The organism is Campylobacter sp. JMF_15 NE4, assembly GCF_027737645.1.
In the GTDB taxonomy this organism is placed as follows: Bacteria; Campylobacterota; Campylobacteria; order Campylobacterales; family Campylobacteraceae; genus Campylobacter_B.
The window spans coordinates 158,247-174,729 of the sequence record NZ_JAOVTY010000001.1; the positions used below are offsets into that span (position 1 = coordinate 158,247).

Annotated in this window: 14 protein-coding genes; 12 read left to right on the forward strand and 2 right to left on the reverse strand. The window is 39.7% G+C overall.

Going from position 1 to position 16,483, the window contains the following annotated elements; genetic code table 11:
- The first annotated feature begins 10 nt into the window (after nucleotides 1–10).
- The 4 genes from OFN98_RS00880 (at nucleotide 11) to OFN98_RS00895 (ending at nucleotide 5,047) form a co-directional block, all read left to right on the forward strand.
- Nucleotides 11–823, forward strand: coding sequence for a tyrosine-type recombinase/integrase (locus OFN98_RS00880; RefSeq protein WP_270874079.1), 813 nt, complete (start codon nucleotides 11–13; stop codon nucleotides 821–823).
- Nucleotides 824–998: 175 nt separating this feature from the next.
- On the forward strand, nucleotides 999–1,559 hold the full coding sequence (locus OFN98_RS00885) for a type II secretion system protein (protein ID WP_270874078.1): 561 nt from the start codon (nucleotides 999–1,001) through the stop codon (nucleotides 1,557–1,559).
- A gap of 513 nt (nucleotides 1,560–2,072) precedes the next feature.
- A complete protein-coding gene (locus OFN98_RS00890; RefSeq protein WP_270874077.1) occupies nucleotides 2,073–3,587 on the forward strand; it encodes a sulfatase-like hydrolase/transferase in 1,515 nt (504 codons plus the stop codon).
- Nucleotides 3,584–5,047 carry a sulfatase-like hydrolase/transferase gene (locus OFN98_RS00895; RefSeq protein ID WP_270874076.1) on the forward strand — a complete coding sequence of 488 codons (1,464 nt, stop codon included), beginning with the start codon at nucleotides 3,584–3,586 and terminating at the stop codon, nucleotides 5,045–5,047. Before OFN98_RS00890 ends, OFN98_RS00895 begins: the two co-directional genes overlap by 4 nt.
- Before the next feature lie 8 nt (nucleotides 5,048–5,055).
- Here the strand turns inward: OFN98_RS00895 and OFN98_RS00900 are convergent, their stop codons facing one another.
- Nucleotides 5,056–6,324 (reverse strand): sulfatase-like hydrolase/transferase, encoded by a 1,269-nt coding sequence (locus OFN98_RS00900; protein WP_270869060.1) that lies wholly within the window; start codon nucleotides 6,322–6,324, stop codon nucleotides 5,056–5,058.
- A 267-nt stretch (nucleotides 6,325–6,591) separates the two neighbouring features.
- On the opposite strand from OFN98_RS00900, the gene OFN98_RS00905 reads away from it, so the two are divergent.
- Nucleotides 6,592–7,416 (forward strand): YihY family inner membrane protein, encoded by an 825-nt coding sequence (locus OFN98_RS00905; protein WP_270861963.1) that lies wholly within the window; start codon nucleotides 6,592–6,594, stop codon nucleotides 7,414–7,416.
- 76 nt (nucleotides 7,417–7,492) lie between these two features.
- Nucleotides 7,493–9,574 (forward strand): RNA degradosome polyphosphate kinase, encoded by a 2,082-nt coding sequence (locus tag OFN98_RS00910; RefSeq protein ID WP_270874075.1) that lies wholly within the window; start codon nucleotides 7,493–7,495, stop codon nucleotides 9,572–9,574.
- A 58-nt stretch (nucleotides 9,575–9,632) separates the two neighbouring features.
- On the opposite strand, the gene OFN98_RS00915 is transcribed toward OFN98_RS00910, so the two are convergent.
- Nucleotides 9,633–10,736 carry an FtsW/RodA/SpoVE family cell cycle protein gene (locus tag OFN98_RS00915; RefSeq protein ID WP_270874074.1) on the reverse strand — a complete coding sequence of 368 codons (1,104 nt, stop codon included), beginning with the start codon at nucleotides 10,734–10,736 and terminating at the stop codon, nucleotides 9,633–9,635.
- 49 nt (nucleotides 10,737–10,785) lie between these two features.
- Here OFN98_RS00915 and OFN98_RS00920 point away from each other — a divergent pair, with 49 nt between their 5' ends.
- From OFN98_RS00920 to OFN98_RS00945, 6 genes are read left to right on the forward strand one after another with little or no spacing between them, the layout of a single operon-like run.
- Nucleotides 10,786–11,808: an RluA family pseudouridine synthase gene (locus OFN98_RS00920; protein WP_270874073.1), complete on the forward strand. Its 1,023-nt coding sequence runs from the start codon at nucleotides 10,786–10,788 to the stop codon at nucleotides 11,806–11,808.
- Nucleotides 11,738–12,403, forward strand: a complete 666-nt coding sequence (locus OFN98_RS00925; RefSeq protein WP_270861959.1) for a hypothetical protein — start codon at nucleotides 11,738–11,740, stop codon at nucleotides 12,401–12,403. Before OFN98_RS00920 ends, OFN98_RS00925 begins: the two co-directional genes overlap by 71 nt.
- 1 nt (nucleotide 12,404) lies before the next feature.
- Nucleotides 12,405–13,589 (forward strand): tRNA (guanosine(46)-N7)-methyltransferase TrmB, encoded by a 1,185-nt coding sequence (gene trmB / locus OFN98_RS00930; RefSeq protein ID WP_270874072.1) that lies wholly within the window; start codon nucleotides 12,405–12,407, stop codon nucleotides 13,587–13,589.
- A complete protein-coding gene (locus tag OFN98_RS00935; RefSeq protein WP_270859346.1) occupies nucleotides 13,577–14,263 on the forward strand; it encodes a cell division ATP-binding protein FtsE in 687 nt (228 codons plus the stop codon). The genes trmB and OFN98_RS00935 overlap by 13 nt, the downstream gene beginning before the upstream one ends.
- The gene (locus OFN98_RS00940) at nucleotides 14,244–15,068 is read left to right on the forward strand and encodes a cell division protein FtsX (protein ID WP_270864616.1); all 825 of its coding nucleotides are present in this window, start codon (nucleotides 14,244–14,246) and stop codon (nucleotides 15,066–15,068) included. Before OFN98_RS00935 ends, OFN98_RS00940 begins: the two co-directional genes overlap by 20 nt.
- A gap of 5 nt (nucleotides 15,069–15,073) precedes the next feature.
- On the forward strand, nucleotides 15,074–16,450 hold the full coding sequence (locus OFN98_RS00945; protein ID WP_442867980.1) for a murein hydrolase activator EnvC family protein: 1,377 nt from the start codon (nucleotides 15,074–15,076) through the stop codon (nucleotides 16,448–16,450).
- Nucleotides 16,451–16,483: the final 33 nt, after the last annotated feature.

The window sequence follows — 16,483 nt, forward strand, 5'->3', positions numbered from 1 at the left end:
CGCCATTTATTTGCAAAATTTACGCCTCCACGCCAAGCTCACCACGCTCAAAACCGCCTCGTGCGCCATAAGGCGATTTTTCGACTTCGCGCCAGACCTACCAGCCACCTCCTACACCGCCCAGACCCTATATAGCGCGATTTGCGCCATGCGAAGCGCAAACCTCTCCCCACAAACCATAAATCTACTCCTCTCATACCCGCGCCAAGCCCTAAATTTGGCGAAATTCTCAGGTCAAATCGCCCAAAATCCGTTTTCGCTCATTCGCAAGCCACCCACGCTTCCAAAGCCCAAATTTTGCTTTTCCAAATCCCAAATCAAACTCCTTTTAGAGCGCGCCACAGGCGAGTTAGCCACATTTTTATACATAGCGTTTTTTACAGGTGCTAGAAGTGGCGAGATTTTGGCTCTTTGCAGAGAGGATTTCGACTTCAAGTCCGATAAAATCACCATTTGCAAGAACCTGACCCGCTTCGAGCTCACCACTCCCAAAAGCGGTCGCGCACGCACGATAAATCTGCTAAAACCGCTCAAAGACCACATTTTGGGGCTAAATTTGGGTGCTGGACGGATTTTTAGCGAGGATTATTTCGCTATACATTATAAATTTAGAAAATTGTTAAAATCACTAGATCTCCCACTCTGCGGGCTTCACAGCACCAGACACAGCTTTTGTTCGCACCTTTTGGGCGCGAAAGTCCCAGCCCCGCTCATCGCCAGCACGCTAGGACACGCGAATCTAGATATGATAAACCGCATTTACGGCCATTTTTTAGAAAACAAATCCGACCTACGCAACCTAAACCGCGCAATGAGGCTATGAAATAAAAAATTTTTCCTTGTACAAAATAGCGCAAAAATGGGCTTTTTTTATAAAATTTTAAATTTTTTTCAAATTTTTTGCAAAAACAATTGAATTTTTTAATTTTTTTTGCTATAATCCACGCAAGTTTTACATATATGTATGTAAAATGAAATCTATTTACAAGGAGGAAACCATGAGAAAAGGTTTCACTATGATCGAGTTGATCTTCGTTATCGTTATTTTAGGTATTTTGGCAGCTATCGCTATCCCAAGATTGGCAGCTACTCGTGATGATGCTGAGGTTAGCAAAGCAGCTACAAACTTAACAACATTAATCAGTGACTTGGGTGCATACTATACATCACAAGCACAATTCGCTAGCTCATTTGCTGGTATGTCAAATGTTCAGTTGAAAAATCCAACAACTGGATCAGTTGATTCAGCTGGCAAACTAACTGGCACTGTTGAAGGAGTTATCGCAGCTGCTGGTAAAGAGTGCATCAAGGTTGCACTAACAGATTATGATGCAGCTACAAACAAGCCAGCTGTTCTAACAGTTACTGAAGGTGATAATAAAGATGTAGCAGTTTGCAAAAAAGTTCTTGACACTGGTTCAATTCAAAAAATCCTAAAAGGACAATTTGAATATCAAAAAATCAAAACTGCTGCTACAAGCACAAAAGCAGCTGAGTACGAGACAGCAAAATCAGGTGCTGGCGAAGTTGCTATCAGCGGTGTAGGCGTAGTATTCTAATCTAAGCTTTGCTTAGCTAATACTCTTAGGCTCGGGGCTTCGGCTTCGAGCCTTTTTTTATGGGCGAAAATTTATTTTATTATAGTGAGAAAAATTTTCAAATTTTGCATTTAAGTGTCATTGCGAGCACAAAAAAGCGCGGGGACGCTTTTTTGGCGAAGCAATCACCAAAGCCAAAATTAAGAGTAGGGTAAATGACAAAGAATTCAATAGAATTTTAAAATTACGCCATTTACGCGGTTGATAATTTGGGCTTTGTAGATTGCTTCGTCGCGCTATGCGCTCCTCGCAATGACACTTAAAAAGTAAAATTTCAGACGCAGTATTTAGAAGTTGCGAAGCGCTTCGCGCTCCTCGCAATGACAGATTGGGCAAAATTTCGACGCAGTATTTAGAAGTTGCGAAGCGAAATTATCAAAATTATAAGCCAAAAAATGGTAAAATAACGCATAATTTAACTATTTTGCATTATGTAAATTAGCAAATTTCAGCAATAAATAAATTCGAGGTTTTATGATTTATCTATCAATAGTTTTATTAATAATATCAGCTTTTTTGGCTAAATTTTTGCTTGGCAAAAAGTCCTTAGTGGCGTATTGTGCATTAGTTTTTTTGTATCTATTTTTCCTTGCGTTTGACTATGCTCTTGTATATTTTACTGGCAACACTCTCACGCCATTTTCGTTTAATATGTTTTTCATCAGTATCGTGGGTGCGCCGATTTTGACCTTTATAAACTACATTTTAATCGCTGTTTTGGCTATTTTGGCGATTATTTTATTTTTGGTAATTTTTTGTCGCAAAATTTTCCCAAGATTAAAAAAATCCAAAATTTTAGCCTCTTTGTGCTTTGTTTTCGCTCTTGCGGCACTATGCGTAAATCCCCTTACAATCGCGCTTACAAACCTGTATTTTCAAATGTATCCGCCTGTATGGTCGCTCAAAAAAGATATCTACCCATATATCGAAATTCCGCGCGCGCACAGTATCGCCAAGCGCCCAAATATCGTCTATATATTTTTAGAGAGCTTTAACGATGCCTACACTAAGGATGAAATTTTCCCAACTTTGACGCCAAATTTTAAGGCTTTACAAAATTCTATGATTTTTGATGATGTAGGGCGCACTCCTGGGGCGCAAATCACAATCGAGGGGCTATTTAGCTCGTTTTGTGGAGTGCCGTATCTGTTTAACTTCAAATTTACTGATAAAAATAACTTTGCAAAAAATATAAAATGCGCAAGTGGAATTTTGCAAGATCTTGGCTATCGCTCGTATTTTATCAAAGGTGCGGATTTGGAGTTTCAAAATACCGATAAATTCCTAGACGCTATGGAATTTGATGAGCGAAACGGCAGAGCGGAGCTAGCCAAACGAGGAGCAAAAAACTACAACGAGTGGGGCGTAGATGATGATGAAATGTTAGAGTTCGCCTGGGAGGATTTCTTGCGATTATCGCGTGAGAATAGTCCGTTTTTGCAGGCGATTTTGACGATTTCTACGCATACGCCAAATGGATTTGTGGCAAAGTCTTGTGAGAATTTAGAGGGTAATTTTAAAGAAAATTTCTACGATAAAAGCGGAAGTGATGAGGAGATTACGATGTTAAGGGCGGTTGCTTGCACGGATGAACTAGTCGGCACACTCATCCGCAAAATCCGTGCTAGCGAGTTTAGCGATAATACCATAGTCGTGCTCCAAAGCGACCACCCAGCTCCTGCGATCGAACAAAGTGCGAAAATCCACAACCTCGTTAAAAGCTCAGAGAAGCTGTATTTTGTGATAAATGACCCTAAAATTGAGCGCAATATCCATATCACGCGCCAAACCTCGACAATCGATACATTTACCACAGTGCTTGATTATATTGGGGTTTTGGACGCTATGCAACTTGGACGAAGTGCGCTTTCGCGCAATTCGCTTCTTACTCGTATGCCAAGTCCATACTATGTCAAGGCGGCGCGCCTTGCTCCACATATCGATTACGATGAAATAGAAAAAGCGAATTTAAAAAAGGTGCAAAAGTGACATATATTTCTGTATTTTGTTTTATTGTTTCTTTGTTTTTGGCAAAATTTTTGCATAAAAAATGGCTTTTGGGCGTTGCGTGTGCATTGTGTTTTGTTTATATATTATTTTTAGTTTTTGATACCATTTTGCTAATTTATCTTGGTAAGCATTTTGGATTTTATGTGGTGGTATTTGTAAAAACTTCGATTATCGGGGCTCCGATTTCTACATTTGCAAGAGAGTTGATTATTTTAAGTTGTGTTGTTATAGGTATTGTTTTATTTTGCGTTATCTTGTATCAAAAGATTTCTCCAAATTTAAGTAAAAATTTTAAATTAGCTTTTTTATTTATATTATTTTTAATAACAGCATTTTTGACAAATCCGCTTTACATAAATGCAAAGGAATTTTATGAAATTTATAATCCGCCTGTGGCTAAATTTAAAAAAATAACCTATCCATATCTTAAAGTTCCGCACTCAAAAACACCAAAAATTCGAAAAAATATCGTTTATATTTACTTAGAAAGTTATAACCGAGATTATCTAAATTCGCAGGTTTTTCCAAATTTAACGCCGTATTTATCAAATTTAGACAATAAAATCGACTTTACAAATATCACGCAGGTTGTGGATACTGAATTTACGCTAAAAGGGCTATTTGGTTCGCATTGCGGGATAAATTATACCTATGTTTTTGATAAAGATAAAACAGATAAAAATTTTTCTGAAAATATAAAATGCGGTAGTGAAATTTTGAAAGAACAAGGCTATTATCTATATTTTATGAAGGGTGCGGATTTAGAATTTCAAGATACGAGAAATTTTTTAAAACACCGAAAATATGATGAAATGAAAGGTAAAACCGAGCTATTGCAAGATGGCGAAAAAAGTCTAAACGCTTGGGGCGTAAATGATGATGATATGCTTGAAGTTGCGTGGAACGATTTTGTGCGTTTGTCAAAAGAAAAAGATAATTTTTTGCAAACGCTTTTGACGATTTCTACACATGCACCTGATGGCTTTTTGTCAAAGACTTGTGAAAATTTGCCTTTTGTTAGTCAAGATGGTATGCTTAGGGCTGTTCAATGCACAGATTATCTTGTAGGTAAATTTATAGATAAAATTCGATTGTCTGAATTTAGTAAAAATACTATCATAATTTTGCAAAACGATCATCCGTTGCCTTACAGCAATAGTGGCTCCGTCGAAACAAATCCGAAAAATTCAAAAAATATTTTTATGATACTTGACGATAGTATAAACGGCACCATAACTATCGATAAAAAGGGAACTTCATTTGATAGTTTTACAACTGTGTTGGGATACTTGGGTATTTTAGATGAAATGAATTTTGGTAGAAATTTATTAAAAGTTGATAGTATGCCATTTGAAAATAATGATGAAATTTATCAAAAAGCTTCTAGAATTTTAACAGAAATTTCGTATGACGAGATAGAAAATAAAATTTCGCATTAATGTATCTTTTATCGCTTATCATAGTCCAAATCGTCGGTAGATAAAATGGCTGTGTTGTAGATAGTAGTGATATTTGGCACGGAAATTAAGCTTGGTTTTTTTAGGACATTTCGCCCCAAATTCATCTCATCGACTAGCCCCATATAGCCTAAAACCGTGGTAAATGTATCAAGAGATGAGCCTTGCGCCTCCACGCTTTGGACACCCTCTAAATCATCATCTAAAATAGTAAAAAACAGCTTGGAGTCCTCTAAAATACCACTACTTAAATCACTTACTAAAAGATATGGCATTAAATGATCGCTTTGAAGGACTATGATTGTGTTTTTGCTGTATTTTGAAGCGCGAATTCTATCTATAAATTTGCCGACCAAATAATCCGTGCAATGCGCGGCTTTTAGCATTTTTTCGTTATATGGGAAAGGCAAATTTTCGCATGTTTTAGAGATAAATCCACTTGGTGCGTGCATGCCGATATTTAGGATAACTTGTATAAATTTGTCTTTGTTTTGTGATAAATGCTCAAAATCACGCCACGCGAACTCAAACATCTCATCATCATCTATGCCCCACTCGTTCGCACTTTTTGCGCCTTGGCTTTTGAAATCACTTGCGCCTTTGCTTTCATCGTAATTTCTGCTTTGCAAAAATTCATCGGTGCGTTGATAGCTTATTTCATCGGATTTCATAAAAAATGTGTGATAGCCATAATTTTGTAAAATTTGGGTAGCGCATAAAATTTTTTTAGGAAATTTTGTATTTTTGTCTTTTGAGATGATTTTATCGCCATTTTTAACCGGAGTAAAAAACCCAAACGGTAAAGCACATTGTGAGGCAAAAAGACCTTCGATTGTAACGGTTGCGCCTTGTGGAATTTGGTTTATATTAGTAAATTCTAGTCGATTTGTGAGAGAATTTATGTGTGGGGTAAGGGTGTCGAATTTGGTAGTAAAATCCCTGCTAAAACTCTCCAAATATATATAAACTATATTTTTGGTTTTGAAATTTTGATTTATTTTTGGTTTTACGATATATTTTTGCAGATTAGCACGGGCGACTTTGTGATATTTAGGATTTAAGATTTGAAAAATTTGCACAGCAGATGTTGTGAGTGGGTTGAAAACAAGGGCTAAAATAAAAGAAAAAATGGCTATAAAGCCAGAAAATTTAAAGAAATTTTGTCTAGTTTTTATTCTTTTCCATAGTGCGATACAAAACAAAATAGTGCAGATAAGGACTAAAAAAACAAGCAAAGCCTCACGCCAAAAACTAAGCAATGGAGCACCTTTTAGGCTGATTGCTAGAATATTTATGAGTCCTAAATTTAGAAAATTTCCACTATAAAAATAAATCGTATAATTAAAAAGAGTGATAACTAAAAAACAAAATGTTAAAAATATGCAAAAAGTTTTAAGTTTATTTGATTTTATAAAAAATAATGATATCAGAAATATAAGAAAAAAAATTAAAGAAATCATTAAAACCTTTGCCTAAAAATTCGTCAATTTTACCCAAATTTTTAAAATTTTAGCTAAAATTGCGAAATGAAAAATTTAAAGATATTTTTGGACGAATTTAAAATTTTTATCAAATCCTGGCGCAAGATTTACGACCCGCACCTCATGCACTACGCCTCGTCGCTGAGTTTTCACACTATTTTGGCATTGCTTCCTGTGCTTATGGTCTCACTTAGCGTCTTTATGCAGCTGCCTAGTTTCCACGATTATTACGCCAAAATCAAGGCATTTATCTTCTCAAACCTGCTTCCAGCCAACCAAGAAAGCCTGATTCCGTATTTGGAAGAGTTTATGGCAAACGGCCTAAGCCTTGGCGCACTGGGATTTTTGGCGGTGCTTGTAACTTCGATTTTGTTTTTTGATGATTTTGAGGAGATTATCGCGCAGATTTCGCACTCGCCAAAGCGCGGATTTTTCAAAGGCCTTAGCACATACTGGACGCTGATGACGCTAGCTCCCGTGGGGCTTGGCGCGTCGTTTTTCATCAGCTCAGAACTTCAAAATTTACTCGATAAAACCGAATTTTCTAGGTGGATAAATTTGCTCTCGGTTTTGCCATTTGTTATCATTTGGGCTATTTTTGCTATCACTTACGCTACGGCGATAAACCGCGAAATTCGCCCCAAAGCCGTGCTTATATCCTCTCTCGTAGCCTCCACATTATGGTGGATTTCTAAGATTATTTTCGCGCAGTATGTGTTTTATAACAAAACCTATCTTAGCATTTACGGCTCGTTTTCGGTAGCGTTATTTTTCTTTTTATGGATTTACATAAGTTGGATTTTTTATCTAAATGGCGTGAAATTTTGCGTTTATTTGGATAATTGCTTTAAAAATTTAAAGCGCAATTAAATTTCATTAAAAAACACATTTTAATCTTTTTTGAGTTATAATCTTAAAATTTTTAATCCAAAAAAAAGGAAATAAAATGGAGCAACAAAGCAAATTTTTAAATAGAGAGTTGAGTTGGCTTCGCTTTAATTCGCGCGTTTTAACTCAGTGTCAAAAGCAAATTCCACCGATTGAAAAATTGAAATTTGTAGCGATTTATAGCACAAATTTAGATGAGTTTTATATGATTCGTGTGGCTGGGCTTAAACAGCTTTTCACAGCTGGTGTAACAGCTAGCGGCGATGATGAGATGACGCCATTAGAGCAGTTGCGCGAGATTCGCTCATATCTCAAACACGAGCAAAACGAACTAGAAGCGCACTATATCGCTATCAAAGAGGAGCTTAGTAAAAACGGCCTTTTTATCAAAAACTACGACGAGCTAACCCCTGATTTAAAGCTAAGTGCCGATGAGTTTTTCTTCAACCAAATCATGCCAGTGATTATCCCGATCGCCGTAGATGCGACGCACCCGTTTCCGCACCTAAACAACCTTAGCTTTTCGATTGCAGTCAAACTCTGCGATGCAAATGCGCCAGAGGCTATTCATTTTGGTATGATTAGGATCCCGCGTGTGCTTCCTAGATTTGTGCAGGTCGCAAAAAACACCTATGTAACGATTGATTCAATCGTAAATCGCCACGCCGAGGAGATTTTCCCGGGCTATAAGCTAATTAGCTCGGCTGCGTTTAGGGTTACAAGAAACGCTGATATCGTAATCGAAGAAGAGGAAGCAGATGATTTTATGATGATACTCGAAGCCGGTCTTAAACTGCGTCGTAAAGGGGCTTTTGTGCGACTTCAAATCGCCAAAAACGCAGACCCTGATTTGCTAAATTTCTTAAACGAACATCTTAAAATTTTCTACAAAGACATTTTCGAGTGCTCGATCCCGCTCACACTTGACGGGCTTTGGGAGATAGCTGGCAACAAGGATTTTTCCTATCTAGCTCATCCGCAGTATCTGCCAAAAACACTGCCTCCCTTTAACGAAAACACCTCAGTAATGAGTGCAATGGAAAAAGATGATATTTTGATTTTTCACCCTTATGAGAGCTTCGATCCAGTCCAAAAACTCATAAAAGAAGCTAGCAAAGACCCCAAAGTCATCTCAATCCGTATGACGCTATACCGCGTGGAGAAAAACTCTCCAATCGTCCAAAGCCTAATCGAGGCTGCAAGCGACGGCAAACAAGTAACCGTAATGGTCGAGCTAAAAGCTAGGTTTGACGAGGAAAACAACCTGCACTGGGCAAAGGCGCTAGAAGACGCTGGCGCGCATGTGATTTATGGAATCGCAGGTTTTAAGGTCCATGCCAAAGTCACTCAAATCATCAAAAAAGAAGACGGCAAGCTTAAATTTTATATCCACCTAGGCACGGGCAATTACAACGGAAGCAGTGCGAAAATCTACACCGATGTGAGCTTTTTTACTTGCGGGGATACTTTCGATAAGGATACGACTAATTTTTTCCACATACTCTCAGGTTATAACAAAAACCGCAAATTAGGCAATCTCTCAATGTCGCCAATGCAGATAAAAGAGAGAATTTTAAAGATGATCAAGGTCGAAGAGAGCAAGGGAAGTGACGGCAGAATCATCGCTAAAATGAACGCTCTTGTCGATAGCGATATGATAAAGGCGCTTTACAAAGCGAGCCAAGCTGGGGTTAAGATCGATCTCATAATCCGAGGAATTTGTTGTTTGCGCCCAGGTGTGGCGGGGCTAAGTGAAAATATCAAAGTCCGCTCAATTATCGGCAAATACCTAGAACACGCTAGAATTTTTTATTTCAAACATGCTGAGCCTTGCCTATATATCGCAAGCGCGGATTGGATGCCACGAAATTTAGAGCGCAGATTGGAGCTTATGACGCCGATTTATAGCGAGGCTTTGCAAAATAAATTAAAAGAAATTTTAAAATTACAGCTTAGCGATACCGAGCTTGCTTACGAGCTTGGAAGCGACGGCGAATATAGCGCAATTAGCGTGGCAAACGAAGCAGAGTGCATTAATAACCATGAGTATTTGGAAATTTTCTTTAACAAAATTTATAAATCTGCACGCAAACACGATGACGGCGCGATTTTAGCGACGAAACTTTTAAAAGAGAGTTAAATCTTCTGGGCTAAATTTACACGCTAAATTTAGCCCAAATTTAGCCAAATTTTCAAATTTACAGCCTAATACTTATCGTTTTGTAATTGTCTTTATTTCTAAAAGTTAGCAAATTTTGTAAAATTCCAAACAAAATCATAAATGTGATAAAACTACTTCCACCATAGCTAAAAAACGGCAGCGGCACCCCCACGACAGGGGCAAATCCGATGACCATGGAGATATTAACCCCAGCGTAGATAAAAATCAGCGTCGCCAGAGCCGAGGTAAAAACCCGTATGAGATAATCGCTACCAAAGTCGTAATTTAGGCTAAGCAAGTGCATGATTAAAAGCGCATAAAAGCCGATGAGTGCGAGTGCGCCGACAAATCCGAAGCGCTCGACCATATAGGCAAAGATAAAATCGCTCGTGGCAATTGGCAAAAATTTAAAGTGAGTTTGGGTGGCTTCTTCGAAATCCTTACCACGAATTCCGCCATTTCCGATAGCGATGACAGCTTGTTTGACCTGATAGTTGTGCTCTTCGCTCAAAAAATCCGTAATGCGCTTTTTTTGGTAATCGTGCAGGTTATTATAAAGCACGGGCGAGCTAACGCTAAAAGCTAGCACCAGCGCAATCCAAATTTTTTTATTCACGCCGATGATAAAAAGCGTCGCAAACCCCATTAAAAAAAGAATTAGCGCGGTTCCGAGGTCTGGTTCTTTGGCGATTAGCGCAAATGGCAAAAGTATATAAAAGCTAAATTTAGCGAAATCCTTCACGCCATAACCCTCGGGCGGTGGCGGATTTTTGTGGATTAGATACATTAGCATTAGCATGCACGCTGGCTTCATAATCTCGCTTGGTTGCAGGGTAAAATGCACGAACGGCAGCTCCAACCAACGCTTCGCGCCAAGCTTGCTAATGCCGAAAAATTCCACGCTTAAAAGCAGGACGATATTCACCCAGTAAAACAGCGGAATCAAATACAAAAATTTGCGAATCGGAAACAAAAAAAAGACCATAAAAACAACAAAACCAACCCCAAAATAAACAAGCTGTTTGTTGCCAAGTGTGGTGTTTGCCTCGCTGATTAAAAGGTATGAAAAAATAATAATCGGCAAAATCAGCAAAGGTTGAATATAATCAAAATATGATAAAATCTTTTTGTCAAATTTCAAAGTAAGTCCTAATAAATTTTGGGCGATAATAACAAAAAAAGGTATAAATTTGGATAATTTTACAGCAGATTGCGTGGCGAGAATCGATGTTTTTTTAAGCGAAAATTTGGGCATTTCGCGCAATCAAATTTCGAATTTAATCAAATCAGGCAGTGTTTTTATAAACCAAAAAATCATAACCAAATCATCGCAAAAGCTAAATTTAGGCGATGAAATTTGCGTAAATTACCCTGCGCCTACTCATAGCGATGAGGCGAAATTTAGCTTTGAGGGCGAGATTGAAATTTTATACGAAGATGATGATTTGCTAGTGCTAAATAAGCCCGCTGGCGTGGTCGTTCATCCAGCCCCAAGCGTCAAAGAAGCCACGATTGTAGAGTGGCTACGCCAAAAAGGATTTATGCTCTCCACGATAAATGGTCAAATCCGCGCAGGTATCGTTCATCGCCTAGATAAGGGCACTAGCGGGGCTTTGGTCGTGGCTAAAAACAACGCCACTCACCAAGCCCTAAGCGCGCAATTAAGCGATAAAAGCATGGGGCGAATTTACCTAGCTTTAACAGATTTACCCTTAAAAGAGCCTTGCGTGATAGATCGCCCGATTGATCGCAACCCAAACAACCGCCTAAAAAAGGCGATAATTCCAGGCGGTCGCGAGGCAAAAAGCGCGTTTTATACGATTTTTAGCGATGATTGGGGGCAGGCGAAATTTAGCCAGAGTAGCAGCGATAAATTTGGCAAAATCAACCTAATCGCAGCCAAGCTTTTTACTGGGCGCACGCATCAAATTCGCGTGCATTTGGGCTCGATTAATCGCCATATTATCGGCGATTATTTATACGGATTTAAGAGCGAAAAAGATAAAATAGCAAGAATTTTACTTCACGCTTATGTGCTGTATTTCACGCACCCGCGAAGTGGCGAGCGTATGCAGATTACGGCGCCTTTGCCAGTGGAGTTTGATAATTTGATACAAAATCACGATAAAAAGGATGAAATTTATGAAAAAATTTTACCAAGTAGCATTTTGCGCGAGTTTAGCGATACTAGCGGCTGGTTGCTCCTCTCATAGTGTGCCGGGCGGAAATGACGCAAGCTTGCCACGCGTCGAGGGGATTAAAAGTATCTCTGGCACGAACGAAATCGGCTTAGAGTGGCCAAATTACGGCTCATATCCTAATCTTTTAGGATTTGTGGTTTATCGTGCTGATATGGGCGGTGGCGAAGCGAAAAAAATCGCAACCCTAGCCGATCCATACACTACGCACTTTGCCGATACTCGCTTAGAGCCAAACACATCGTATAAATACACTGTGCGCGCTTATGGCATAAATGGCGTGGGAGAGAGCTCGCCTGCCGCGATTGTAAGCACGACAAAGACGATTGATTCTGTGCCGTTTGCGCAGGCTTACGCACTGCCAGATCGCGTGAAAATCATCTGGCGTCCGCACCCTGATTTGCGCGTGGCAAGCTACACTATCGAGCGCAGGGTAAAAGGCGCTGATTCGTGGAGTGGCGTCAAAGATATCGCGGGCAGACTTAGCGCAGAGTATATTGATTATGTAAATTACACCGCAGGATATGAATACCGCATAATCGCAAAATCGCAAACCGGTATGCTCTCGATCCCAAGCGCGCCAATCCAAGTAAGTCAAATGGCGGAATAAATTGCCAAATTTTATTGCAAAAAGCGTAGAACTACCGCGCCTTCCATTTAGCAAGGAGGGCGTGGAGCTTTTGGAGTCTGCTAGCGATGAGAGTTGCACTCTCGTGCGCACAAGGTGCTTTGATAACGAATTTTTCGTCACTCTTAAATACGCCAAAGACAAAGTCGTAGTCAAAGGCGAAAAAACCACCAAACCAGCCAAAATTGGTATTTTGCAACGCGCACTTGAAATTTACGAGAAAGAATTCGCAAGCGGTGTGATTTTTAGTGCATTTGCCTTTAAAAGCAAATCCCTAACCCAAAAAACTCCGCTCGTGCTAGATGAAGATGAAATGCTAAATTTACTCAAAACCACGAAATTTAGCCAAATTTTCGTCGAAATCGGCTTTGGCTCGGGCAGACATCTGCTATATCAGGCTCGCACAAATCCGCAAACACTGGTAATTGGAATCGAAATTTACAAACCTAGTATCGAGCAGGTCGCAAAACTAGCGATTAAAGAGGGTTTGGAAAATGTCGCTTTGATAAACACTGACGCGCGAATTTTGCTCTCGCTAATGCCAGCAAATTTGCTCTCTCGCATATTTTTGCACTTTCCTGTTCCGTGGGACGATGCCCCGCACCGCAGAGTCATTAGCGATGAGTTTGTTCATCAATGCGTGCGAACTCTCAAAAAAGGGGCGAAATTTGAGCTTCGCACAGATAGCGATATGTATTTTGAATATGCGCTGGATAAATTTGGCGTAGCGCAAAATTTAGGGCGTGGCGCGATAGAGCATTTCAAAAACAGAGATTTAAGCGTGAGCTCGAAATACGAGGATCGCTGGCGCAAAATGGATAAAAATATCTTTGATTTGATTTTTACTAATAGCGATGAAAACGGCGAAGAACCAGCGAAATTTGATATGAATTTCTCAAATTTTAACCCGCAAAAAATAGAGGTAAATTTCAAAAATTTAACTATCAAAGGCGAGGGATATTTCGTGCATTTTGAGAGAATTTACAAATTTGATGATAGCGATGAGGTTTTGATTTTGACCTCGTTTGGGGCGTTTGACTTCCCGCAACAATGCTTTATTCGCATCGGGGCAAAGACGGACTATTTTTTAAAAACTCCGCTAGCCACAAGCGAAAATTACAAAGCACACAAAAAAATAATGGAGATTTTTGAGTTATGGCAGGCATAGGAGCTGATAATAACATAATCACCGCCGAGGGGCTTACACTGGGATATGATAGCGGTGAGGTCATAAAAAATGCTAGCTTTGGCATAGGCGCAAGGGATTTTGTCGTAATCACCGGCAAAAGTGGAAGTGGCAAAAGCACGCTTTTGAAGTCATTTTACGGCGATATGGATATCAAAAGTGGCGAACTTAATGTTTGCCTGTGCGATTTAAACGGCATTAGTCGCAGTGATTTGCGCACACTGCGCCAAAGAATCGGCATAATTTTTCAAGATTACAGGCTGATTAATGAATGGACAATCGAGCGAAATATCATGCTTCCGCTGATGATTATGGGCTATAACGAGCAAGTCTGCCAAGATCAGGCTAAAAAACTGCTCCGCCATATCGAGCTTGGACACAAAATGGGCAAATACCCGCTAGAACTAAGCGGTGGCGAACAGCAACGCGTCGCCCTAGCGCGCGCTATGGCGCACAATCCGCGCTTGCTACTTTGCGACGAGCCTACTGGAAACTTGGACGATTATTCAAGCGATATTATTTGGAATTTATTGCGCTCAGCATGCGAGGCGTGGAACGCTTGCGTGGTTATCGTAACACACAAAATGCCTAGCACTTTGCGTTTTGCGCATAGACATTTCGAGATAAAGGACTCCCATGTCACTGAGATCGATTAAAACGCATTTTGGGGTTATTTTTTCGCTTGTGGCGCTTTTGTTTTCGGTGCAGTTTGGAATTTTTGTAAATAATTTAGCTAAAAGTTATGAAAAATCTATCCAAAACGAATACAACATCGTCCTTGTCTCAAAAAAGGCGTTAAGCTTAGAGGAAGTGCAAGATAAGGTCAGCGATATCAGCCAAATCATCGAAATTCCAGCTGATAATATCACAGATAGATTAAAGGGTAAAATTTCAGAAGCAGCCTTTGGTGAGCTTAGCAAAAATTTGCCTAAATTTTACAGCATTAAGCTCGAAAATTTCCCAGACAGCGCGCGTTTGGAGGACATAGAGAGCGCGCTAAAAAGCATGGGTTCGCTTAGCAGGGTTGAAATTTTCAAAAAAACCCACGATGATATTTTTAAAATTTTGCTTTTGATTAAAAGTTTGGTTTATGGATTTGCGCTTTTAATCGTGGTTTTAGGCCTTATGCTAATTCACCGCCAAATGCGAATTTGGGTCTATGAGCACAAAGAACGGATTGAGATTATGGAGCTATTCGGCGCTAGTTTTATGATAAAAAGTGGCAGACTATACCGCATGGCACTAGCCGATAGTGTGCTAGCTACGCTCATTGTGGTGGCGTTTTATCTAGCGCTTCCAAACTGGCCGATTTTCATGCAAACTGTGAGTCAAATCACAAATTTAAGTGAAACGATTGTTTTGCCGTATGAACCGCTCATTTTGTTTGGTATCGCTGTGGGGCTGACATTTATCGCAGTTACATTTGTAATGCTAGAAGTAAGTGGTAAAAAATCACAATGAAGCGTTTGATGATACTGTGCGCGCTTGCGTTTTTCGCATACGGCGCACCGACTACGAAGGAAAAAATCGCCCAAAGCAACAAAGAGCTAAAAACCTCTAAACAAGAGGAGATGAGGCTGTCTAAAAAAATCGATGAAATCGCTGATTTAATCGTGCAAGAACAAAATGATTTTAAAAAGCGTGAAAATGAGATAAAAGAGCTTAGCCAAAATATCGAGGAGCTAAAAGAAAAATACGCAAACGAAGAGCAAGAGCTAGAAAATCTCAAAAAACAAAACGCAACCTTGCTTAGCGTGCAAAGCGAGCTAGAAAATAAAATCGTCCAAATCATCTCCCAAGAGCTCTCATTTGATCTCATCAGTGATACAAATTCCAGCGTTACGCCTGATTCTATCGTGGCTAGCGAGGTTTTAGGCGGATTAGAGAGTGTGATGAATAGCGAGCTAAATAAGCTAATGAAGGATTATGAAAATAATAAAAATTTCATTGACGAACAAAACAAAAAAATCGCTCAAATTAACGAAAATATGGAAAGTTATAGCCAAAAAAAGATAAATTTGAGCGAAAAGCAAAACGCACAAAAAGAAAAAGTAGCTAGCCTACAAAAAAACAAAGATAGCTATATCGCCCAGCTCGAAAAGCTAAACGCCGAGCAAGACGCGATTGCCAAGACCTTGGCTGAGCTTAAAATCATTGATGATAAAGAGGAGCGCGAAAAGGCTGAAAAAGCGGAAAAGGAGCGCATAGCCAAACTAGAAGCGCAAAAGAAAAAAGAAAAAGAAGCCAAACAAAAAGAGCTTGAAGCCAAGAAAAAAGAGTATGAAAAGCAAAAAGCCGCCGCCAAAAAAGCTGGCAAAGAAGCCCCGCCTGCGCCTAAATTTGAGCCAGAGCCTGAATCAGAGCCTAGCGAGCCAGCCGATGAGAGAGTTAGCAAAATCAACACCAAGGTCAAACAATACGGATCTAGCTACCAATCCTCTCGCGTGAAAAAATACACCGGCGCGAAAACCTCTGCACCGCTTGACGGGGCGTATGTGAAGCGTAAATTTGGCAATTACAGCGATCCTGTGTATAATATCAAGCTTTTTAACGAAAATATCGTGCTAGGCTCGAAAAGTGGCGACACGCAGGTAAAAGCTGTGCTAGCTGGCAAGGTCGTATTCGCCAAAGAAACAGCCGTGCTAGATAAGGTCGTCATCATCGAGCATGCGGGCGGAATCCACACGATTTATGCGCATTTAAATCAGATCCCAAACACTGTGCGCGTGGGCTCTTCGGTCAAAAAGGGCTACACAATCGGCAGAATTAGCTCGGATTTAACCTTTGAAGTAACGCAACAAAACTACCACATAAACCCGCTAGATTTGATTTCGCTTAAATAAACTCGCAATGGCAAATTTGGGTAAATTTTGCTT